At 40.4% G+C, this 20,068-nt stretch carries 22 protein-coding genes, 2 rRNA genes and 2 other annotated features; all 24 genes read left to right on the top strand.

The window, feature by feature from the left end; translation table 11 throughout:
• A 23S ribosomal RNA gene (locus M3210_RS12385) occupies positions 1–87 on the top strand; the annotation flags it as partial.
• A gap of 67 nt (positions 88–154) precedes the next feature.
• A 5S ribosomal RNA gene (gene rrf, locus M3210_RS12380) occupies positions 155–270 on the top strand.
• A 237-nt stretch (positions 271–507) separates the two neighbouring features.
• Positions 508–1,209 carry an MgtC/SapB family protein gene (locus M3210_RS12375; RefSeq protein WP_251514786.1) on the top strand — a complete coding sequence of 234 codons (702 nt, stop codon included), beginning with the start codon at positions 508–510 and terminating at the stop codon, positions 1,207–1,209.
• Between the two features lie 346 nt (positions 1,210–1,555).
• Positions 1,556–2,020, top strand: coding sequence for a CtsR family transcriptional regulator (locus M3210_RS12370; protein ID WP_251514785.1), 465 nt, complete (start codon positions 1,556–1,558; stop codon positions 2,018–2,020).
• A 22-nt stretch (positions 2,021–2,042) separates the two neighbouring features.
• Entirely contained in the window at positions 2,043–2,588 is a 546-nt protein-coding gene (mcsA, locus tag M3210_RS12365) for a protein-arginine kinase activator protein McsA (RefSeq protein WP_251514784.1), read from the top strand.
• Complete coding sequence (gene mcsB / locus M3210_RS12360) at positions 2,585–3,646, top strand: protein-arginine kinase McsB (RefSeq protein ID WP_251514783.1); 1,062 nt, start codon at positions 2,585–2,587, stop codon at positions 3,644–3,646. Before mcsA ends, mcsB begins: the two co-directional genes overlap by 4 nt.
• Positions 3,647–3,658: 12 nt before the next feature.
• Positions 3,659–6,088, top strand: a complete 2,430-nt coding sequence (clpC, locus tag M3210_RS12355; protein ID WP_251514782.1) for an ATP-dependent protease ATP-binding subunit ClpC — start codon at positions 3,659–3,661, stop codon at positions 6,086–6,088.
• A 152-nt stretch (positions 6,089–6,240) separates the two neighbouring features.
• On the top strand, positions 6,241–7,608 hold the full coding sequence (gene radA / locus M3210_RS12350; RefSeq protein ID WP_251514781.1) for a DNA repair protein RadA: 1,368 nt from the start codon (positions 6,241–6,243) through the stop codon (positions 7,606–7,608).
• 99 nt (positions 7,609–7,707) lie between these two features.
• Positions 7,708–8,805 carry a PIN/TRAM domain-containing protein gene (locus M3210_RS12345; RefSeq protein ID WP_251514780.1) on the top strand — a complete coding sequence of 366 codons (1,098 nt, stop codon included), beginning with the start codon at positions 7,708–7,710 and terminating at the stop codon, positions 8,803–8,805.
• 165 nt (positions 8,806–8,970) lie between these two features.
• Positions 8,971–10,443: a glutamate--tRNA ligase gene (gltX, locus tag M3210_RS12340; protein WP_251514779.1), complete on the top strand. Its 1,473-nt coding sequence runs from the start codon at positions 8,971–8,973 to the stop codon at positions 10,441–10,443.
• 71 nt (positions 10,444–10,514) lie between these two features.
• Positions 10,515–10,740, top strand: a binding site (T-box leader).
• Positions 10,741–10,812: 72 nt separating this feature from the next.
• Positions 10,813–11,475, top strand: coding sequence for a serine O-acetyltransferase (cysE, locus tag M3210_RS12335; RefSeq protein WP_251514778.1), 663 nt, complete (start codon positions 10,813–10,815; stop codon positions 11,473–11,475).
• Positions 11,465–12,865 carry a cysteine--tRNA ligase gene (gene cysS, locus M3210_RS12330; RefSeq protein WP_251514777.1) on the top strand — a complete coding sequence of 467 codons (1,401 nt, stop codon included), beginning with the start codon at positions 11,465–11,467 and terminating at the stop codon, positions 12,863–12,865. The genes cysE and cysS overlap by 11 nt, the downstream gene beginning before the upstream one ends.
• 2 nt (positions 12,866–12,867) lie before the next feature.
• Positions 12,868–13,269 (top strand): Mini-ribonuclease 3, encoded by a 402-nt coding sequence (locus M3210_RS12325; RefSeq protein ID WP_251514776.1) that lies wholly within the window; start codon positions 12,868–12,870, stop codon positions 13,267–13,269.
• Positions 13,262–14,008, top strand: a complete 747-nt coding sequence (gene rlmB / locus M3210_RS12320; protein WP_251514775.1) for a 23S rRNA (guanosine(2251)-2'-O)-methyltransferase RlmB — start codon at positions 13,262–13,264, stop codon at positions 14,006–14,008. Before M3210_RS12325 ends, rlmB begins: the two co-directional genes overlap by 8 nt.
• Positions 14,008–14,517, top strand: a complete 510-nt coding sequence (locus M3210_RS12315; protein ID WP_251514774.1) for an NYN domain-containing protein — start codon at positions 14,008–14,010, stop codon at positions 14,515–14,517. Before rlmB ends, M3210_RS12315 begins: the two co-directional genes overlap by 1 nt.
• A 112-nt stretch (positions 14,518–14,629) precedes the next feature.
• Positions 14,630–15,283 carry an RNA polymerase sporulation sigma factor SigH gene (gene sigH / locus M3210_RS12310; RefSeq protein ID WP_285853751.1) on the top strand — a complete coding sequence of 218 codons (654 nt, stop codon included), beginning with the start codon at positions 14,630–14,632 and terminating at the stop codon, positions 15,281–15,283.
• Between the two features lie 82 nt (positions 15,284–15,365).
• On the top strand, positions 15,366–15,515 hold the full coding sequence (gene rpmG, locus M3210_RS12305; RefSeq protein ID WP_251514773.1) for a 50S ribosomal protein L33: 150 nt from the start codon (positions 15,366–15,368) through the stop codon (positions 15,513–15,515).
• A 30-nt stretch (positions 15,516–15,545) separates the two neighbouring features.
• A complete protein-coding gene (gene secE / locus M3210_RS12300; RefSeq protein ID WP_251514772.1) occupies positions 15,546–15,713 on the top strand; it encodes a preprotein translocase subunit SecE in 168 nt (55 codons plus the stop codon).
• 217 nt (positions 15,714–15,930) lie between these two features.
• Positions 15,931–16,464 (top strand): transcription termination/antitermination protein NusG, encoded by a 534-nt coding sequence (nusG, locus tag M3210_RS12295; RefSeq protein WP_251514771.1) that lies wholly within the window; start codon positions 15,931–15,933, stop codon positions 16,462–16,464.
• A gap of 208 nt (positions 16,465–16,672) precedes the next feature.
• On the top strand, positions 16,673–17,098 hold the full coding sequence (rplK, locus tag M3210_RS12290) for a 50S ribosomal protein L11 (RefSeq protein WP_251514769.1): 426 nt from the start codon (positions 16,673–16,675) through the stop codon (positions 17,096–17,098).
• Positions 17,099–17,267: 169 nt separating this feature from the next.
• Positions 17,268–17,960 carry a 50S ribosomal protein L1 gene (gene rplA, locus M3210_RS12285; protein WP_251514768.1) on the top strand — a complete coding sequence of 231 codons (693 nt, stop codon included), beginning with the start codon at positions 17,268–17,270 and terminating at the stop codon, positions 17,958–17,960.
• 49 nt (positions 17,961–18,009) lie between these two features.
• Positions 18,010–18,152: a sequence feature (ribosomal protein L10 leader region), on the top strand.
• 55 nt (positions 18,153–18,207) lie between these two features.
• Positions 18,208–18,708 (top strand): 50S ribosomal protein L10, encoded by a 501-nt coding sequence (rplJ, locus tag M3210_RS12280; RefSeq protein WP_251514767.1) that lies wholly within the window; start codon positions 18,208–18,210, stop codon positions 18,706–18,708.
• Positions 18,709–18,755: 47 nt separating this feature from the next.
• Positions 18,756–19,121, top strand: coding sequence for a 50S ribosomal protein L7/L12 (gene rplL / locus M3210_RS12275; protein ID WP_251514766.1), 366 nt, complete (start codon positions 18,756–18,758; stop codon positions 19,119–19,121).
• A 304-nt stretch (positions 19,122–19,425) separates the two neighbouring features.
• Positions 19,426–20,028 carry a class I SAM-dependent methyltransferase gene (locus M3210_RS12270; protein ID WP_251514765.1) on the top strand — a complete coding sequence of 201 codons (603 nt, stop codon included), beginning with the start codon at positions 19,426–19,428 and terminating at the stop codon, positions 20,026–20,028.
• The last annotated feature ends 40 nt before the right edge of the window (positions 20,029–20,068 follow it).

Here is a 20,068-nt window from a genome sequence, read left to right as displayed (position 1 = left end):
TCAGAGACGATGAGGTTGATAGGTTTGAGGTAGAAGCATGGTGACATGTGGAGCTGACAAATACTAATCGATCGAGGACTTAACTAAATTCTATTTTGATGTCGTTCCATTACTCTTATTTAGTTTTTAAGGTATAAGCCTACAATTAAAAATGTCTGGTAATGATGGCGGAAAGGTCACACCTGTTCCCATACCGAACACAGCAGTTAAGCTTTCCAGCGCCGATGGTAGTTGAGACTTTGTCTCTGCAAGAGTAGGACGTTGCCAGGCAATTGAAATACAAACAGATTATCAATACGATAATCTGTTTTTTTTATTTACCTCATATTGTCTAATTATTGAAGGAAAATCATATGTATTAATAGAACTATAAAGTTAGATATTTCTTCCAGTCACATTCAGTACATGTGACTTTTCTTTATCGATTTTATTTTTAGGTTTATACCGATGGTGAATGAGGGAAATGTATAGGCTAGAAAAAAATGTAGATAGAAAAGAGGAAGAGCAATGGAAATATTTTTATATGATTTAATGGGGGAAAACTTCCTTGTAATTGTCACAAGGTTATTGGTTGCCCTATTACTGTCAGGTATTATAGGTTTTGAACGTGAGTGGAATAACCACTCGGCTGGCTTCCGCACGCATATACTAGTGGGGGTCGGTGCGTGCCTTATGATGCAGTTATCATTATTTGGTTTTATCGATTTTTTGGAAAGGTATGATAATATTCGTTTTGATCCGGCTCGAATTCCGTCCTATGTCATCAGTGGAATCGGATTTTTAGGTGCTGGTACGATTATCGTCTATGGAGGAACGATTCGTGGATTAACTACGGCAGCTTCTATATGGGCTGTGGCGGGAATTGGTCTTGTAGTCGGTGCAGGGATGTATGGGCCTGCGATAGTAGCTACATTTATCATCCTACTAAGCTTAGTCGTACTGAATAATTTAGAAAAGTTATTGCCGTCTCAAAGAAAGTACACGATGCTCGAGATTGTAGTGGAACCGAATATAAAAGTTCATCAATTGATTGAAGCAACAGAGACTTTTGAAGTGAAGATCTTAGCGGTAGAAGTTGAGAAAATGGAGCGAGATCTACGGAAGATTTTTATTAAGATGAAAAACATTAAAAGCGATGAATTGATTATGTTACTTGAAAAGATATCAAAGGTGGAGGGAATCAATAACATAAGTCAACTAACGAGGTAAAATATAGGATAGGTGCTGAGTCTGGTTGTAAAAGCATCTATCCAACTCCTTTTATAAAGGTTCAGCTTTTTAAAGCATAACTTTCCTGCCCAATTATTATCTTTTTATCCCAATTCGTTTATTTTCATAAAAAATGTCAAGAATGTATTATTGGTAAACACTTTTCAACTTCGATTTTTTGGCGTATAATTAAATTATAGTCAAAGATAGTCAAAGTCAAAAGAAATCACAAACGTGCATGCGAATTGATTGAACAGACATCTTGAGCAAGACGTTCTTGTAAACTCTTTTGTTCAGGCATATTTCATTAAATGGATGACGTGTAGGAAGAAGGGAGTTTTTAAAAATGAGCAACATTTCAGATGTGATTGAAGCTTACCTTAAGAAAGTGTTACATGCGACAGGGAATCATGCAATTGAAATTAAACGAAGTGAAATTGCCGATCAATTCCAATGTGTACCATCACAGATTAATTATGTCATTAATACGAGATTTACAACGGAAAAAGGGTATATAGTGGAAAGTAAGCGCGGGGGCGGTGGATATATTCGAATAATGAGGGTAAAGCATAAAGATAAAGCAGATTTAATCGAAGAAATTATAAAAATGATAAACCCTCACGTATCACAACAAGCCGCTGTACATGTATTGGAACGGTTAAAGGAAGAGGAAATTATTACGAATCGTGAGGAGAAGCTTATTTTTAGTGCGATTGAACGATCGACTTTACCGTTTCCATTACCAGAACGTGATGAAATCCGTGCCCGAATTTTAACAGCAATGCTAAATACTTTAAAATATTACAGTTGACTCTTTGAGGAGGGGGAGAAGCGTGCGATGTCAAGAGTGTGAAGAACGACAAGCTACCGTTCACTTTAAACAAATTATTAACGGTGAGAAAAAGGAGTTCCACTTATGTGAGGTCTGTGCCCAAGAAAAGGGATACATGCAAATGCCGAATCAAGGTTCCAGCCTTCATGATTTATTGACCGGCTTGTTCAATTTTGATAGTGCTCCCTTAGGTGCCCAGACAGCTAGTACGCAACAATTAAAAGAATTGCAATGCCCTAGTTGTCAGTTAACCTTTTCTGCTTTTAAGGAGATGGGAAAGTTTGGCTGTGCAACGTGCTATGAAACTTTCTCTGGAAGAATTGATCCAATCATACGTCGAGTCCATGCAGGGAATGCGAAACATGCAGGGAAAATTCCTAAAAGAACAGGTGGCAGTATTCAAAAGAAACGTCAATTAGAGGAATATCGTGCTCAGCTGAAGAAATTAATAAGTGAGGAAGCGTTTGAGGATGCCGCTGTTCTAAGAGATAAAATAAAAGCATTAGAAAAAGAAGGACTAGACAAGAGGGAGGCAAGCGAAGAATGACGATGGAGCATTTTCTAAACGAAGCAATCAGTCCTTGGATGCGTGAAGAAGGTGCCGATAACGATATCGTTCTTAGCAGCCGTATTCGCTTGGCGCGGAACTTTGCAAACGTCACTTATCCGGTCCTCGGAAAAGAATCTGAACTAAAAAAAGTTCATGACTTTATGAAAGAGACGTATGATAAAACGTCATTCCAAGATTATAAGAACTTTCACTTTATCAATTTAAAAGACCTTTCGGAAATTCAAACGCAGATTCTTGTGGAAAAGCATTTGATCAGCCCTAATTTAGTCAGGTTTCCTGAGGCAGCAGTACTCATATCAGAGAATGAGCAAGTTTCGATTATGGTGAATGAGGAAGATCACCTTCGCATCCAGCTTTACTTGCCGGGAATGAAGCTTGCCGATGGTCTTGAAGAGGCGTTTGCTCTAGACGACTGGATAGAGGAAAGGATCGATTACGCCTTTGATGAGAAGTTTGGTTATTTAACGAGTTGTCCGACTAATGTCGGTACTGGGATGCGGGCGTCTGTGATGATGCACTTGCCAGCCCTTGTCATTACAAAACAATTGAACCGGATGATTCCTGCAATCAACCAGCTTGGTTTAGTAGTTCGGGGAATTTACGGGGAAGGCAGTGAGTCTCTAGGGAATATATTTCAAATTTCCAACCAAATCACCTTAGGTAAGTCAGAAAAGGATATCGTCCTTGATCTTGCAAGTGTAGTGAATCAACTGATTGAACAGGAGAGGCTTGCAAGAAATTATATTACGGAACAACTTGGAGTCAGCTTAGAAGACCGTGTTTTTAGATCGTATGGAATTCTTAAAAATGCACGGATCATTGAATCAAAGGAAGCATCGAAATGTATTTCTAATGTGCGCCTGGGCATAGACTTAGGTATTATTAAGAATACATCAAAGAATATTTTAAATGAACTCATGATTTTAACTCAACCAGGCTTCTTACAACATTATGCGAAAAGACGATTAACACCACGTGAACGTGATGTGTTTCGTGCTTCATTAATTAGGGAACGACTCGAAATGGAGAAATAGGAGGGACGCCATATGATGTTTGGGCGATTTACAGAAAGAGCGCAAAAAGTGCTTGCGCTATCACAAGAAGAGGCGGTACGTCTCGGTCATAATAATATTGGAACAGAACATATCTTGTTAGGCCTAGTCCGCGAAGGAGAAGGCATTGCAGCTAAAGCATTACAATCATTAGGTGTACAGGTGGAGAAAATCCAAGAAGAAGTAGAGAAATTGATTGGAGTCGGCAAACAACCGATGCAATCCATTCACTACACTCCTCGTGCGAAAAAGGTAGTAGAGTTATCTCAAGATGAAGCGAGGAAACTTGGTCACTCTTATGTTGGAACAGAACATATTTTACTCGGACTCATCCGTGAAGGTGAAGGAGTAGCAGCCAGAGTTCTCAATAACCTCGGAATAAGCCTAAATAAAGCCCGTCAGCAAGTTTTAAAACTTCTTGGGAGTAATGAGTCGCAAGCAGGGAGAAGAGGGCGTACAGGGCAGCAATCAAACGCGAGTACGCCGACGTTGGATTCGTTAGCCAGAGATCTAACCGTCAGTGCAAAAGAAGGGAAGATAGATCCTGTTATCGGGCGTGCAAAGGAAATTGAGCGTGTGATCCAAGTATTAAGCCGCCGGACAAAGAATAACCCTGTATTGATCGGTGAACCTGGGGTCGGTAAGACGGCAGTAGCTGAAGGGTTGGCCCAGCAGATTGTTGATAATGAAGTTCCAGAAACGTTAAGGGATAAACGTGTGATGACACTTGACATGGGAACAGTAGTTGCCGGTACAAAATATCGTGGTGAATTTGAGGATCGGTTAAAGAAAGTGATGGAGGAAATTCGTCAGGCGGGGAATATCATCCTTTTCATTGATGAATTGCATACATTGATTGGTGCTGGTGGAGCAGAAGGTGCCATTGACGCATCCAATATTCTAAAACCTTCACTTGCTCGGGGAGAGCTTCAGTGTATTGGAGCTACTACAATTGACGAGTATCGGAAGTACATTGAAAAGGATGCTGCCCTAGAACGCCGCTTCCAACCGATTCAAGTAGATGAGCCGACGGTAGAAGAAACAGTTCAGATCCTGGAAGGCCTTCGTGACCGTTATGAAGCACATCACCGAGTGACCATTACAGATGAGGCAATCGATGCCGCAGTTACTTTGTCTGACCGTTATATTACCGATCGTTTCTTACCAGATAAAGCAATTGATTTGATCGACGAAGCAGGTTCTAAAGTGCGTCTCCGCTCTTACACGATTCCACCGAACTTAAAAGAGTTGGAACAAAAACTTGAGGAAGTAAGAAAAGAGAAGGATGCGGCTGTACAGAGTCAAGAATTTGAGAAAGCAGCATCTTTACGAGACACCGAGCAGCGTTATCGTGAAGAATTGGAGAAAACCAAAAATGAATGGAAACAAAAACAAGGCCAAATGGACTCTGAGGTAACAGTTGAGGACATCGCGAGTGTCGTTTCCATCTGGACTGGTGTACCTGTCTCGAAATTGACGAAAGACGAAACTAATCGTCTCTTGAACATGGAAGAAATCCTCCATGAACGGGTGATTGGACAGGAAGAGGCAGTTAAAGCCATTTCTACTGCAATCCGTCGTGCCCGCTCTGGCTTGAAAGATCCTAAACGTCCGATCGGGTCATTCATTTTCCTAGGCCCTACAGGTGTAGGTAAAACAGAACTGGCAAGGGCGCTTGCCGAGGTTATGTTCGCTGATGAAGATGCCATGATACGTGTGGACATGTCCGAGTATATGGAAAGGCACTCTACTGCACGATTAGTCGGCTCACCTCCAGGTTATGTCGGGTATGATGAAGGTGGCCAATTGACGGAGAAAGTACGGAGAAAGCCATATTCGGTAGTTCTGCTTGATGAAGTGGAGAAGGCCCATCCAGAAGTATTCAATATTTTACTGCAAGTTTTGGAAGATGGACGTTTAACCGACTCTAAAGGCAGAACGGTCGATTTCCGAAACACAATTATTATAATGACTTCGAATGTTGGCGCGAGTGAATTGCGCAGAAATAAATTTGTTGGTTTCAACGTAGCTGATGAAAACCAACAGCATTCCGATATGAAATCAAAAGTAATGGATGAGTTGAAAAAAGCGTTCCGCCCAGAATTCTTAAACCGGATTGATGAGACAATCGTATTCCATTCCTTGGAGAAGAAGCATATGAAGGATATCGTGGTACTCATGCTTAAGGAATTGAAGGAGAGATTGGCAGATCAAGAAATTGAGCTCACGATGACAGATAAAGCAGTCGATAAAATTGCTAATGAAGGCTTTGACCCAGAGTATGGAGCGAGACCATTACGCCGTTCCATTCAGCAAAATATTGAAAATCTGCTTTCTGAAGAGTTATTAAAAGGAACGATTGAAAAAGGACAACAAGTAAAGATTGGTTTAAATAATAAAGGTGAATTTATCATCTTAAAGTAATCAACAAAAGCTAGAAGATTTATTTCTTCTAGCTTTTCCTGCAATTTTTCGTTTTTTGTGGCATAATTTAGGAAAAAAGTATCTAAATTGAAATTATTGTGTAACCTACAGAAGGTTAAAATCGTATACAATAAAGAAGGGACCGAATACGTTTGGCAAAGCGAAAGAATACATTTGTATGCCAGGACTGTGGCTACGAGTCACCGAAGTGGATGGGGAAATGTCCAGGCTGTGGTAATTGGAATACGATGGTTGAAGAAATTCAAGCATCTGCCCGTGGTGCCCGTCATGCTGGTGGTACGAGCCGCACAATCAGTAAACCAGAACGGATCACGCATCTTGAATCACAGAAAGAACCACGCATTACAACTGAGATGAGGGAATTTAACCGAGTGCTTGGTGGGGGAATCGTTCCAGGTTCACTTATATTAATTGGAGGAGACCCGGGAATCGGGAAGTCGACTTTGCTGTTGCAAATATCCGCTCAGCTTGCAAGGAAGCTTCGTGTCCTCTATATATCGGGAGAGGAATCAACGAGGCAGACGAAACTCCGTGCGGACCGTCTAGGTATTCAGGAAGAGGAACTCTATGTCCTCAGTGAAACAAATTTATATGATATTAGTCAGCAAATCGAGAAGCTGGAACCAGACCTTATCATCGTGGACTCTATTCAAACAATTTATCGTGAAGAAGTCACCAGTGCACCAGGTAGTGTCTCCCAGGTTCGGGAAAGTACCGGAGAATTGATGAAAATCGCAAAAACAAATAATATTGCTATTTTCATTGTTGGCCATGTGACAAAAGAGGGTGCGATTGCTGGTCCTAGGTTATTAGAGCATATGGTAGATACGGTTTTATATTTTGAAGGGGAACGCCATCATACGTATCGGATTTTACGCAGTGTTAAAAACCGTTTTGGAAGTACACATGAAATGGGTATTTTTGAAATGCGTGAGGAAGGACTGCGTGAGGTGATAAATGCCTCCGAAATATTTTTGGAAGAGCGGAAAGAAGGAACAGCCGGTTCCACAGTAGTTGCGTCCATGGAAGGGACTAGGCCAATCTTAGTTGAAATCCAAGCGTTGATTGCACCATCCAGTTTTGGAAATCCGAGGAGAATGGCTACTGGTATCGATTCAAACCGCGTGTCTTTAATAATGGCTGTATTGGAAAAACGAATGGGGTTCATGCTCCAGAACCAAGATGCTTATTTGAAGGTTGCAGGTGGAGTAAAACTAGACGAGCCGGCAATTGATTTAGCCATTGCACTTAGCATTGCATCCAGTTTTCGTGATCAGCCGACGGCATCGAAGGACATTTTTATTGGTGAGGTTGGGCTGACTGGAGAAATCAGAAGGGTATCCCGAATTGAACAACGGGTGCAAGAAGCGAGTAAGCTTGGTTTCGAGCGGGTTATTTGTCCAAAGAATAATTTGGAAGGCTGGACAATACCTAAAGACATTCAAGTGGTTGGTGTGTCGACTATTCAAGAAGCTTTTGAAGTGGGACTAGCAAGGTAATTTACACTTTTAATGAATTTTAAGGATTCGTCGTTATTCTATTCGTTAATGGTTATAAATAGTAAATAAAGGTAATAATAAACGTTAGGAGGTGAAAGTATGCTGAAAAAGGTTGTTCATATCTTTTTTATCGTCCTTGGTGGAACGATTGGGTATCTATATATTCCGGTTATCATAAATTTATTGAACCTAGATATGGACTTATTGAAAAATCCTTACCTTGGGATGGTTGTTGGTGCCCTTATTTTATTTTTACTCTCATACTTTATTGTTGATTATGTAGTGAATTTCTTCAAATGGATAGAAGAAGCTCTCATCAAACTACCTGCTATGGATTTGTTTTTTGGTAGTTTAGGGATGATCGTTGGACTTGTTATTTCTTACCTTGTTACGATGCCGCTACAAGATATCAACATTCAAGTAGTCTCTCAGGTGCTTCCAATCTTCATTACAATTATCCTAGGTTATTTAGGTTTTCGCGTAGGCTTCCGTCGTCGAGATGAGTTTTCCAATCTATTGCGGGCTGGTAAAAAAGAGAAGCCCAAAAATACAAATAGTGAAGATGCAGATGATGTGGTTCAAGATATACCGAAACCGAAGATTCTCGATACAAGTGTAATCATTGACGGCAGAATTGCCGATATTTGCAGTACGGGATTTTTAGAGGGGACACTGGTAATTCCTCAATTTGTTTTAGGTGAGTTGCAACATATCGCTGACTCCTCCGATGCATTGAAGAGGAACCGCGGCAGACGCGGGTTAGATGTCCTAAACCGTATTCAAAAGGAATTGCCGATTCAAGTAGAGATTTATGAAGGAGATTTTGAGGATATTGCTGAAGTAGACAGCAAGCTTATCAAACTCGCGAAGGTGACAAACGGAATCGTCGTTACAAATGATTTTAATTTAAACAAAGTATGTGATTTGCAGCGTGTGCCAGTTCTAAATATCAATGACTTGGCAAATGCGGTCAAACCTGTTGTCCTTCCTGGTGAAGAACTCGTAGTCCAAGTGATCAAGGACGGGAAAGAACAGAGACAGGGTATCGCATATTTGGATGATGGAACGATGATTGTTGTGGAAGAAGGTCGGGATTATATCGGCAAGACGATTGAGGTCATCATCACAAGTGTGCTGCAGACCTCAGCAGGCAGAATGATTTTTGCCAAACCAAAAACACTTGAAAAAGCACTGTAAAAAAGGTATAACTTATTATGGATAAGAGTTTAAAAGTGATAACACAAATTGTTATCACTTTTCTTGCATCAATCAACACAAAATCCAGTCGAGAGTAAAGCATTTCTGCTGGGTGGGCTGTTAATGTATAATTTAAGGCTATTTTTAGAAAAGAGGGGAAGCATCATGACGAATGAGGTTCGTGTTCGCTATGCACCAAGCCCGACAGGTCATTTGCATATTGGAAACGCTAGAACAGCATTATTTAATTACTTATTTGCCAAACATTACGGTGGAGACTTTATTATCCGTACAGAGGATACAGATGAAAAACGTAATGTTGAAGGTGGCGAAGAAAGCCAACTTCAATACCTGAAATGGCTGGGAATTGAATGGGAAGAAGGCCCAGATGTCGGTGGAGACTATGGTCCATACCGTCAGACAGAGCGTCTGGATATTTATCAAAAATATGTGGACGAGCTACTTGAGCGTGGGCTTGCTTATAAATGTTATATGACGGAAGAAGAACTGGAAAATGAACGTGAGGAACAAAAAGCAAAAGGCCAGGTTCCGAAGTATTCTGGTGCACATCGTGATTTGACGGAAGAGCAAATCGCAGCTTTTGAAGCGGAAGGAAGATTGCCTAGTATTCGTTTCCGTGTTCCGGATGATGTTACGTATACATTCAATGATCTTGTGCGGAAAGATATTACGTTTGAATCCAGTGACTTTGGTGACTGGGTCATTGTAAAGAAAAATGGCATCCCAACATATAACTTTGCGGTTGCTATTGATGATCATCTTATGAATATCACTCATGTTCTTCGGGGGGAAGAGCATATTTCAAATACACCAAAACAAATGATGATTTATGAAGCGTTTGGATGGACGCCGCCGAAGTATGGTCATATGACACTCATCTTAAATGAAAACCGTAAGAAATTAAGTAAGCGGGATGAACATATTCTGCAATTCATTGAGCAATACCGTAATCTTGGTTATTTGCCAGAAGCGATGTTCAACTTCATCAGTTTACTTGGTTGGTCTCCAGTTGGTGAAGAAGAGATTTTCGATAAAGCAACATTGATTGAGATTTTTGATCCAGAGAGATTATCCACATCTCCAGCAATCTTCGATCAGCAAAAATTAAAATGGATGAACAATGAGTATATTAAAAACTCAGAGTTGGATAAGGTCATTGACCTGGCTATGCCGTATTTAATTAAAGCTGGGAAGCTCTCAGAAGATATGGATGAAGAGCAAAGAAACTGGGCTGAAAAAGTCATTTCACTCTATCGCGAGCAGCTGCGCTATGGTGAAGAAATAATTGAATTGACGGAACTGTTCTTTACAGACGATATCACGTATGACGAAGCGGCTACGAATGTGTTGGAGGAAGAGCAGGTGCCGGAAGTCCTTTCGACTTTCAGAGATAAGTTAAGTCAATTGGATGATTTTACAGCTGATGAAATCAAGGCTCAAACAAAAGCAACTCAAAAAGAAACTGGCCATAAAGGTAAAAAATTATTCATGCCTATCCGTGTCGCAACGACCGGTCAAACACATGGCCCCGAACTGCCACTGGCAATTGAGCTTTTAGGTAAAGACGTCGTCATTACACGTCTTGATAAAGTGTTACAGGAGTTATCTTCAAACTAAAAAAACTTCTTTGATACGCTTACGCATAAGGCTTCACAAAATTTAAAAACTGTAATATAGTAATAATAAATATTGGAACGTTGAAGAGGAAAAGTAGGAAGTCTTTCGTTTATACAGAGAGAATCACCTTGGCTGCGAGTGATTTTAAGCGAAATTTCCGAAGTGCCCCTCGGAGTCTATCATGGAAACCTTAGTACATGATAGCGGTCCTCTACCGTTAACAAGAGCACGAGTTGGAAGGAAGTATATGTTTCTTTCAAACAGAGTGGAACCGCGCAAGGAAAATGCGTCTCTGTATTTGCAGAGGCGCATTTTTTTGTTGTTTTTTTGGGCAACTTGGAACGATCCTAAGAAAGGTGGTAACGGGTAATGGGTATTTTTAAACGCATGAAGGAAGATATGGATGTTGTGTTTGAACAGGACCCTGCTGCACGAACATATTTTGAGGTTTTCTTAACATATTCAGGCCTCCATGCTGTATGGTTTCACCGGATAGCCCATGCGTTTTATAATAAAAGATTATTTTTCCTCGCACGAGTCATTTCACAGGTTAGCCGATTCTTCACCGGAATTGAAATACATCCAGGTGCAAAGATAGGCAGACGGTTGTTCATTGACCATGGTATGGGCGTCGTGATCGGGGAGACATGTGAAATTGGTGATAATGTAACCATTTATCAGGGTGTGACCCTCGGTGGAACAGGAAAGGAAAAAGGCAAGCGACACCCGACGGTAAAAGATAATGCACTTATTTCTACAGGAGCAAAAGTATTAGGTTCCATCACCATTGGAGAAAATGCTAAAGTCGGGGGAGGCTCAGTTGTCCTTAAAGATGTTCCGGCAAACTCAACAGTCGTTGGGATTCCTGGAAAGGTTATTGTGCAAGATGGTGTGAGGGTGAAAGATTTAGATCATCATAAGTTGCCGGATCCAGTAGCTGATAAAATGAAGGAAATGCAAGAACAAATAGATGCACTTCAAGCTGAATTAGTGAAACTCAAGGAAAGGAGTCAGCTCCAGAATGTCGATTAAAATATATAATACGTTAACAAGAGAAAAAGAAGTATTCAACCCAATTGAAGAAGGTAAGGTAAGAATGTATGTTTGTGGGCCGACGGTTTATAACTACATTCACATTGGAAACGCCCGCCCGGCAATTGTATTTGATACTGTGAGACGCTATTTTGAATATAGAGGCTACGAAGTGAATTATGTACTTAATTTCACGGATGTCGATGATAAAATCATCAATGCCGCGAGGGAAAGCGGCGAGGATGTCCGCACATTGGCAAACCGTTTTATTGATGCCTATTTAGAGGATGTGCAAGCATTAGGTGTGAAGAAAGCGACCCATCATCCCCGGGTTACAGAAACGATGGATGATATCATCACCTTTATTCAAGGATTGATTGATAAAGGATATGCATATGAAGCAGCAGGTGATGTGTATTTTAAACCGCGTGCGTTTGAAGAGTATGGTAAGCTTTCGCAACAATCTATTGACGAGCTGCGTGCTGGGGCGCGGATTCAAGTCGGTGAAAGGAAAGATGACCCGCTGGACTTTGCGCTCTGGAAGAAAGCCAAAGACGGAGAAATCGCATGGAACTCACCTTGGGGTGAAGGAAGACCAGGCTGGCACATCGAGTGCTCAGCGATGGCAAAGAAATATCTTGGCGAAACGATTGATATTCATGCTGGCGGACAGGATTTAACGTTCCCGCACCATGAGAATGAAATAGCTCAATCCGAATCTTTAAACGAAAAGCCGTTTGCTAATTACTGGATGCATAATGGCTATATCAATATCGATAATGAAAAGATGTCCAAATCATTGGGGAACTTCGTGTTGACTAGAGAACTGATTGAGCAGCACGATCCTCAAGTATTACGATTCTTTATGCTAAGTGTGCATTACCGTAATCCGATCAACTTTACGGAAGAACTCCTGGAGAGTGCGAAAAACAGCTTGGATAGGATTAAGACCGCATATCATAACCTTGAACATCGGAAGCAAGCAAGCTTGAATCTTGTTGGCGACTCTGAGGAATGGCTATCCAAGATAGAGCAGTTCACATTGGATTTTGAAAAAGAAATGAATGATGATTTCAATACAGCAAATGCTATTTCTATACTGTTCGACCTTGCTAAAGAAGCAAATATTTATATCGGTAAAGAACAAACAGATAGCTCGGTACTCGAGACTTTCCAAACAGCAATCGCCAACCTCCTCCGTATTCTTGGTATAGAAGTGGAAGTGGAGCAGGAATTATTGGATGAAGAGATCGATGCACTGATTGAAGAAAGAAATGAAGCAAGAAAAAATAAAGACTATAAACGTGCAGATGAAATCAGAGACCTTCTAAAAGAAAAATCAATCATTTTAGAAGACACTGCACAGGGAGTTCGTTGGAAAAGAGGCTAAACATGAATGCGAAACAAATGAAGAGTTTAGCGCTCGCTTACATGGGTGATGCCATTTATGAAGTATATGTCAGGGAATATCTATTAAATTCAGGTCAGGTCAAGCCCCATTTGCTGCATCAACAAGCTGTCCGGTTTGTTTCAGCAAAGGGGCAGGCCACTGTCTTGCTCCACTGGCTGGATTCCGAGCTGCTTGATGAAGATGAGCGAAAAATCGTCGCTCGCGGCAGAAATGCAAAATCTGGATCTATACCAAAAAACAGTAGTGTACAAACCTATCGTTATAGCACAGCTTTTGAAGCTTTACTAGGCTACCACTATTTGGATAAGAATGAAGACAGGCTTCATGAATTGATGCAAGCTGCTGTAACTTTCATAGAAGAAGGGAAGAAAAGAGATGAGTGAAGAAATAATTATAGGCAAAAACCCAGTGATGGAGGCACTCTCCTCTGGACGTTCAGTAAATAAAGTATTTGTTTCTGAGCATTTGAACCCTAGTACTGTAAGCAAATTAAAGCAGCGTGCAAAAGAAGCTGGAACAATTGTACAGAAAGTACCGAAATCTAAGCTTGACTCGCTATCTGATGGGAATCATCAGGGGATTGTTGCATACGTTGCTTCTTATGATTATGGAACTCTTGATGATTTATTTGATCGTGCGGAACAAAAAGGGGAAGATCCTTTTTTTATTATATTGGACGAGTTGGAAGATCCGCATAATCTTGGTTCCATTCTGCGGACTGCAGATGCTACTGGAGTACATGGAGTCATTATTCCGAAGCGACGTTCAGTTGGACTTACCGCAACCGTCGCTAAAACCGCTGCTGGGGCAATTGAACATGTCCCTGTCGTTCGTGTGACAAATATCGCAAATACGATTGATGAACTAAAAGAGAAAAATATCTGGGTTGTTGGAACAGCTGGAGAAGCGACAGAAGATTACCGCAGACTGGACGGTACACTTCCGATTGCTGTTGTCATCGGAAATGAAGGTAAAGGAATATCCAGGCTCGTCAAGAAAAAATGCGACTGGACCGTAAGCATCCCGATGTCCGGAGAAGTGTCCTCACTCAATGCTTCGGTCGCATGCAGTTTATTACTATATGAGGTATACAGGAAGCGTAATCCGCTGGGTGAGAGCTGATGAACATTTTACTAGTAGATGGCTACAATATTATTGGCGATTGGGAAGAACTACAACGATTGCGAGATAAGGATATGGCAGCTGCTAGAGATCTGCTTATTGAACGGATGGCAGACTATCAAGCTTTCACAGATACAAAAGTCATTATTGTCTTTGATGCCCACGAAGCGCCAGGGAAGGAAAGTAAACTGAAGAAGTTTAAAGTTGAAGTCATCTACACGAAAGAGAACGAAACGGCTGATGAGCGGATTGAACGGTTGATCAAGAAGCTGAAAAATGTAAAAACTCAAGTCTATGTAGCGACTTCTGACTATACGGAGCAACGGACCATATTTGCCCAAGGTGCGTTAAGATTGTCTGCCCGCGAGCTGAAAGTGGAACTGCAAGATATGGAAAATGAAATTACTTTGCGTTTGAAGGAGCAAGAAAAAAAGCAACCTAAATCGAAAATTATCCTTGATCAAGAGATACTGGAGCGGTTTGAAAAGATGCGTAGGGGAGAAAATTGAGAAAATTTATCATTTTCATGTAAAAAACCGCTGGAAGATATTGACGAAAGCGCTATCTCTGCTATATAATAGCGTTTACAGCTAGCTTATCATATGGGAACGGGGGTAATTCTTGGTGGAGCTCAAGCAATTGGACACGGAATATTCAGGCTTACATATGCTTGATGATGAAGAACTCATTCATTTGATTCATCAAGAAGACAAACATGCGTTAGATTTTCTGATCAATAAATATCGCAACTTTGTCCAAGGGAAAGCGCAAGCCTACTTTTTGATTGGTGCCGATCGTGAGGATATCGTCCAAGAAGGTATGATCGGACTTTACAAAGCAATTCGAGATTATGATAAAGAAAAATTATCTTCATTCAAAGCTTTTGCCGAACTATGTATAACCCGTCAAATCATTACTGCTATCAAAACCGCAACAAGGCAAAAGCATACCCCGCTGAATTCCTATGTTTCATTGGACAAGCCAATTTTTGATGAAGAATCGGACCGGACTTTAATCGATGTAATCGCAGGTTCCATGTCAGTCGATCCTGAAAAATTATTGGTGAATCAAGAGAAACTCGTAGATATGGAGTTCAAATTGTCTGAATTATTAAGCGGATTTGAGAAGCAAGTGCTTCATCTTTATCTTGATGGTTGTTCTTATCAAGAGATATCAGCGAAGCTGGACCGTCATGTCAAGTCGGTTGATAATGCACTTCAGAGAGTCAAAAGAAAGCTGGAGCAATTGATCAAAGAAAATAAAATTAAAAGTTAAATCTCGGAGTGGCGTTGACACGAAAGGCAATGTCATGCTACATTATTAGTTGTAAAAATACCCTGTAAGTAGGGATGATAATATGAGTAAAAAGATAACTTTAGCGTGTGCTATTTGCTCAAGCAGAAATTATTCAACTAATAAAAATGTATCCACAACATCTACCAGATTAGAAGTGAAGAAATATTGTAAACACTGTGGGGAGCATACATTGCATCGAGAGACAAAGTAGCGCATCAGGTGGAGCTTGGGGGGTACAAGAATGTTTAAGTTCTTAAAAGACGTATCGCGAGAAATGAAAAAGGTAAGTTGGCCAACTGGTAAGGAACTAAGAAGTTATACCGTAATTGTTTTGAGCACTGTTATTTTAATGGCTATCTTCTTTTTCATAGTTGATTTAGGAATTTCATCGTTTCTAGAACTTTTTTGAATAATAATTTAGCATATATGCTATAATGAGAATGAATATAGTTACTTAAAAGAAAACCCGCACTAAGACGGGTTTTTCATATTGGAGCGAAACATGAAGCAGTCTGAGTATGGCACCATGTAAAAGGACAAACACCCCAATACGTCCCAAGGTGCTATCCGAGGTTTTTCGTTAATTTACTATAAAGGGAGGGAAGGGGCAAGAGTGTCCTGAGAGCATGGAGAAAAATTGGTATGTGGTCCATACGTACTCCGGTTATGAGAATAAAGTTAAGATCAATCTGGAGAAACGTGTTGAAACGATGGGGATGCAGGATAAAATCTTCCGCGTCATCGTTCCTGAAGATGAAGAAACAGAAATTAAAAACGGTAAGAAGAAAGTTGTAAAAAAGAAATCCTTTCCTGGTTATGTGCTGACAGAAATGGTCATGACAGATGATTCTTGGTATGTAGTGAGAAATACACCTGGAGTGACGGGATTCGTTGGTTCCAGCGGACACGGTACAAAACCTACTCCACTAATGCCTGACGAAGTTGAAGATGTATTAAGGCGAATGGGTGTCCAAGCGACGGAAGTTCAAGTTGACTTTGAAATCAAAGAAAACGTCCGAGTGAAGGAAGGTCCATTTGCCGACTTTGAGGGTACGATTGAAAACATCGATCTCGATAAGCAGAAAATTAAAGTTCATGTAAATATGTTCGGCAGAGAAACGCCGATTGAATTGGACTTTTCCCAAGTGGAAAAATTATAAAGCGTTTGGGCTCATTCCAGTCAATCTAAAGGTGCGAGAGCTTTATTATTTATAAAACCATATAAAAAAGATTGAATGAGACTTGCGTATTTATAAAATACATGGTAGAATTTCAATGTTATTTATGCGCTTCGTATTGAAGGTGTATAAAATGAGTGGGAGGGGAAAGCCCTAATACCACATCACGGACTTTAAGGAGGTGTGTCTCGTGGCGAATAAAGTAATCAAATTAGTGAAACTACAAATCCCAGCTGGAAAAGCTACTCCAGCACCACCAGTAGGACCAGCACTTGGTCAAGCAGGTATCAACATCATGGGATTCTGTAAAGAGTTCAACGCACGTACACAAGACCAAGCGGGTTTAATTATCCCTGTGGAAATTACGGTGTTTGAAGACCGTTCATTTACATTTATTACGAAAACTCCACCAGCAGCTGTTCTATTAAAGAAAGCAGCAGGAATTAATTCTGGTTCTGGTGAGCCTAACAAAACTAAAGTGGCTACAGTTAAACGTGATAAAGTAAAGGAAATCGCGGAAACTAAAATGCAGGATTTGAACGCAGCGGATGTTGAAGCAGCTATGCGTATGGTTGAAGGTACAGCCCGCAGTATGGGTATCACAATCGAAGACTAATTCGGTAACTGATTAGCTGTGGTCTCTTTGGAAGGACACAGCTAATCTAGTGCTCTTTGTTTTATATGACAAAGCGAGGACTTTTGCTGACTGCAAGTTAGAAAGGTTCTTTATGGTTTTACACGTGGGAGGTATAACCGTTAATACCACAATCGAGGAGGAAATATAAATGGCAAAAAGAGGTAAAAAGTATCAAGACGCTCAAAAGCTGATTGATCGTTCAAAAGCTTATGAAGCTGAAGAAGCTGTTTCCCTCGTTAAAGAAACTGCAAAAGCTAACTTTGACGAGACAGTGGAAGTGGCATTTCGTTTAGGAGTAGATCCAAAGAAAGCGGACCAACAAATCCGTGGCGCAATGGTTTTACCGCATGGCACTGGTAAAACACAACGCGTTCTAGTATTCGCTAAAGGTGAAAAAGCAAAAGAAGCAGAAGCTGCTGGAGCTGATTATGTAGGTGAAGCGGAATACATCGAGAAAATCAATCAAGGTTGGTTTGATTTTGATGTGATTGTTGCGACTCCAGACATGATGGCTGAAGTAGGTAAGCTGGGAAGAGTGCTTGGACCAAGAGGTCTAATGCCTAACCCGAAAACTGGAACAGTAACGTTTGAAGTAGAGAAAGCTGTCAACGATATTAAAGCTGGTCAAGTAGAATATCGTGTAGATAAGCAATCCAACGTTCATGTTCCTGTTGGAAAAGTTTCCTTTGAAACAGAAAAACTTGTTGAAAACCTTGAAGCGATCATTGAGCAGATCATTAAAGTTAAACCTCAAGCTTCAAAAGGAACTTACTTGAAGAATGTTTCCATTGCTTCTACAATGGGACCTGGAATCAAGCTTGACGTTTCTAATTACAAATAATAAAAAAAGCATTGACTTGAAAAAAGTCCTTTGATATAATGACTCTTGTTAAAAAGAATACATTATACCGTAGACAGCAGGTGCGCTCTGGCGCTTAATATCCCGCCGAGGTGTTTTATAAAAGCATTCTAAATTCGTGTTTAGATTGTATTATAAAGCTCTCATGTCTATGAGGGCTTTTTTTATAGACTTGATGCGTGGTAATGCTACGGGAACGGTATGATACAAGTAATTAGGAGGTGGAACAATGTCTAACGTGTTGGAACAAAAGAAACAAATTGTACAAGAAATTGCAGATAAGTTTACAGAAAGCCAAACATCAGTTGTAGTTGACTATCGTGGTCTTGACGTATCTCAAGTTACTGAATTACGTAAACAATTACGTGAAGAGGGAATTGAATTCCACGTTTACAAAAACACGATGACTCGCCGCGCAACAGAATCTGTTGAATTAGGTGAACTTAACGAAGTGTTGGTTGGCCCAACAGCAATTGCATTCAGTAAAGACGATGTCGTTGCCCCTGCTCGTATCCTTAACAACTTTGCTAAGGAGAATGAAGAGCTTGAAATTAAAGGTGGCGTAATCGAAGGAAAAGTAGCTAGCTTAGAGCAAATCAAAGAACTTGCAGACCTTCCAAACCACGAAGGTATGGTTTCTATGTTGCTCAGCGTACTACAAGCTCCAATCCGCAACTTCGCTTATGCTGTTAAGTCTGTTGCTGATCAAAAAGAAGAACAAGGCGCTTAATGCCAGAACGATATAAAATAAAAAATTAACTTAGGAGGATTTAAATCATGACTAAAGAAGAAATGATTAGTGCGATTAAAGAAATGTCCGTTTTAGAATTAAACGATTTAGTAAAAGCTATTGAGGAAGAGTTTGGCGTAACTGCTGCTGCTCCAGTTGCAGTTGCAGGCGGTGCTGCTGGTGGCGGTGCTGAAGCTGAGCAAACAGAATTTGACGTAATTCTTACTGGTGCTGGTGCATCTAAGATTAAAGTTGTTAAAGCTGTTCGTGAAATCACAGGTCTTGGACTTAAAGATGCAAAAGGTCTTGTTGACGAAGCTCCAAAACCAATTAAAGAAGGCGTATCTAAAGATGAAGCTGAAGAGATTAAATCTAAACTTGAAGAAGCTGGCGCTGAAGTAGAAGTTAAATAAGTTTAATAAATAAAAATAAAGAGCTCGTCGTTTATGTCGACGGGCTCTTGTTTCATAAAAGAAACTTCATCCGATGGAACTTCTCAGATTGTTCATTTTGCAAACTTCCTGGATAACGAAGTTTAAGTGAATCGGTATATGATATCCATGACTCTCTTGGAAATTTGTTTTCCTTACATAATAATAGGGTGTCAGGGCGGTTGTATATTAAGAGTTTATTCGATCTTCTCACATCAAATCACACTTCCTAAGGCGTCGTTATTACCTTCGCCTTAAGTAAACGATAAACGAAGTAGGTGTTCAAATGAATGAGCATTACTTTTCCGAAAAGCCCCAAACAGAAAGTTCACCAAGACATTTGCAAACTAAATTACGAGATAAAAATTATACATTTACGAGTGATACGAATGTTTTCTCCAAGGGGAAGATTGACTTTGGCTCACGGGTATTGATTGAAACATTCGAAGAGCCTGCGATCGATGGAGATTTTTTGGATCTAGGTTGCGGTTATGGACCGATTGGGATTTCACTTGCGGGAACATATCCGAATCGCCACGTCGTTTTAGCTGACGTGAACGAAAGAGCTCTCTCCTTAGCTGAAAAAAATGCAAATGCCAATCACGTGTCGAATGTTGAAGTGATTCGCAGCGACCGTTTTTCTAATTTGGAAGGCAGGAAGTTTGCGGCAGTTATCACTAATCCTCCGATCAGAGCGGGGAAAACAGTAGTGCATGGAATGTTTGAAGGTGCTAAAGAGGCTTTGGTGGAAAATGGTGAACTATGGGTGGTTATTCAAAAGAAACAAGGTGCGCCATCTGCACAGAAAAAAATCAACGAACTATTTGGTAATGTTGAGGTCGTTGATAAGAAAAAAGGCTATTTTATTTTAAGAGCACTTAAAATTTGACCTTATTCGGTCAATGTGGTAGCATATTATAATGCTACGA

Origin of the sequence: Oceanobacillus luteolus (assembly GCF_023715655.1) — a bacterium.
Lineage (GTDB): Bacteria > Bacillota > Bacilli > Bacillales > Amphibacillaceae > Oceanobacillus > Oceanobacillus luteolus.
This window is presented reverse-complemented; position numbering and strand designations above follow the sequence as displayed.

What these genes read in the sequence shown, in the direction of transcription:
- rlmB (WP_251514775.1), top strand. Translation starts at nt 13,262, where the DNA reads ATGAGTGAAGAAATAATTATAGGCAAAAACCCAGTGATGGAGGCACTC.
- M3210_RS12315 (WP_251514774.1), top strand. Translation starts at nt 14,008, where the DNA reads ATGAACATTTTACTAGTAGATGGCTACAATATTATTGGCGATTGGGAA.
- cysS (WP_251514777.1), top strand. Translation starts at nt 11,465, where the DNA reads ATGTCGATTAAAATATATAATACGTTAACAAGAGAAAAAGAAGTATTC.
- rplA (WP_251514768.1), top strand. Translation starts at nt 17,268, where the DNA reads ATGGCAAAAAGAGGTAAAAAGTATCAAGACGCTCAAAAGCTGATTGAT.
- M3210_RS12370 (WP_251514785.1), top strand. Translation starts at nt 1,556, where the DNA reads ATGAGCAACATTTCAGATGTGATTGAAGCTTACCTTAAGAAAGTGTTA.
- clpC (WP_251514782.1), top strand. Translation starts at nt 3,659, where the DNA reads ATGATGTTTGGGCGATTTACAGAAAGAGCGCAAAAAGTGCTTGCGCTA.
- M3210_RS12375 (WP_251514786.1), top strand. Translation starts at nt 508, where the DNA reads ATGGAAATATTTTTATATGATTTAATGGGGGAAAACTTCCTTGTAATT.
- cysE (WP_251514778.1), top strand. Translation starts at nt 10,813, where the DNA reads ATGGGTATTTTTAAACGCATGAAGGAAGATATGGATGTTGTGTTTGAA.
- gltX (WP_251514779.1), top strand. Translation starts at nt 8,971, where the DNA reads ATGACGAATGAGGTTCGTGTTCGCTATGCACCAAGCCCGACAGGTCAT.
- rpmG (WP_251514773.1), top strand. Translation starts at nt 15,366, where the DNA reads ATGAGTAAAAAGATAACTTTAGCGTGTGCTATTTGCTCAAGCAGAAAT.
- M3210_RS12270 (WP_251514765.1), top strand. Translation starts at nt 19,426, where the DNA reads ATGAATGAGCATTACTTTTCCGAAAAGCCCCAAACAGAAAGTTCACCA.
- M3210_RS12325 (WP_251514776.1), top strand. Translation starts at nt 12,868, where the DNA reads ATGAATGCGAAACAAATGAAGAGTTTAGCGCTCGCTTACATGGGTGAT.
- rplJ (WP_251514767.1), top strand. Translation starts at nt 18,208, where the DNA reads ATGTCTAACGTGTTGGAACAAAAGAAACAAATTGTACAAGAAATTGCA.
- M3210_RS12345 (WP_251514780.1), top strand. Translation starts at nt 7,708, where the DNA reads ATGCTGAAAAAGGTTGTTCATATCTTTTTTATCGTCCTTGGTGGAACG.
- rplL (WP_251514766.1), top strand. Translation starts at nt 18,756, where the DNA reads ATGACTAAAGAAGAAATGATTAGTGCGATTAAAGAAATGTCCGTTTTA.
- mcsB (WP_251514783.1), top strand. Translation starts at nt 2,585, where the DNA reads ATGACGATGGAGCATTTTCTAAACGAAGCAATCAGTCCTTGGATGCGT.
- nusG (WP_251514771.1), top strand. Translation starts at nt 15,931, where the DNA reads ATGGAGAAAAATTGGTATGTGGTCCATACGTACTCCGGTTATGAGAAT.
- secE (WP_251514772.1), top strand. Translation starts at nt 15,546, where the DNA reads ATGTTTAAGTTCTTAAAAGACGTATCGCGAGAAATGAAAAAGGTAAGT.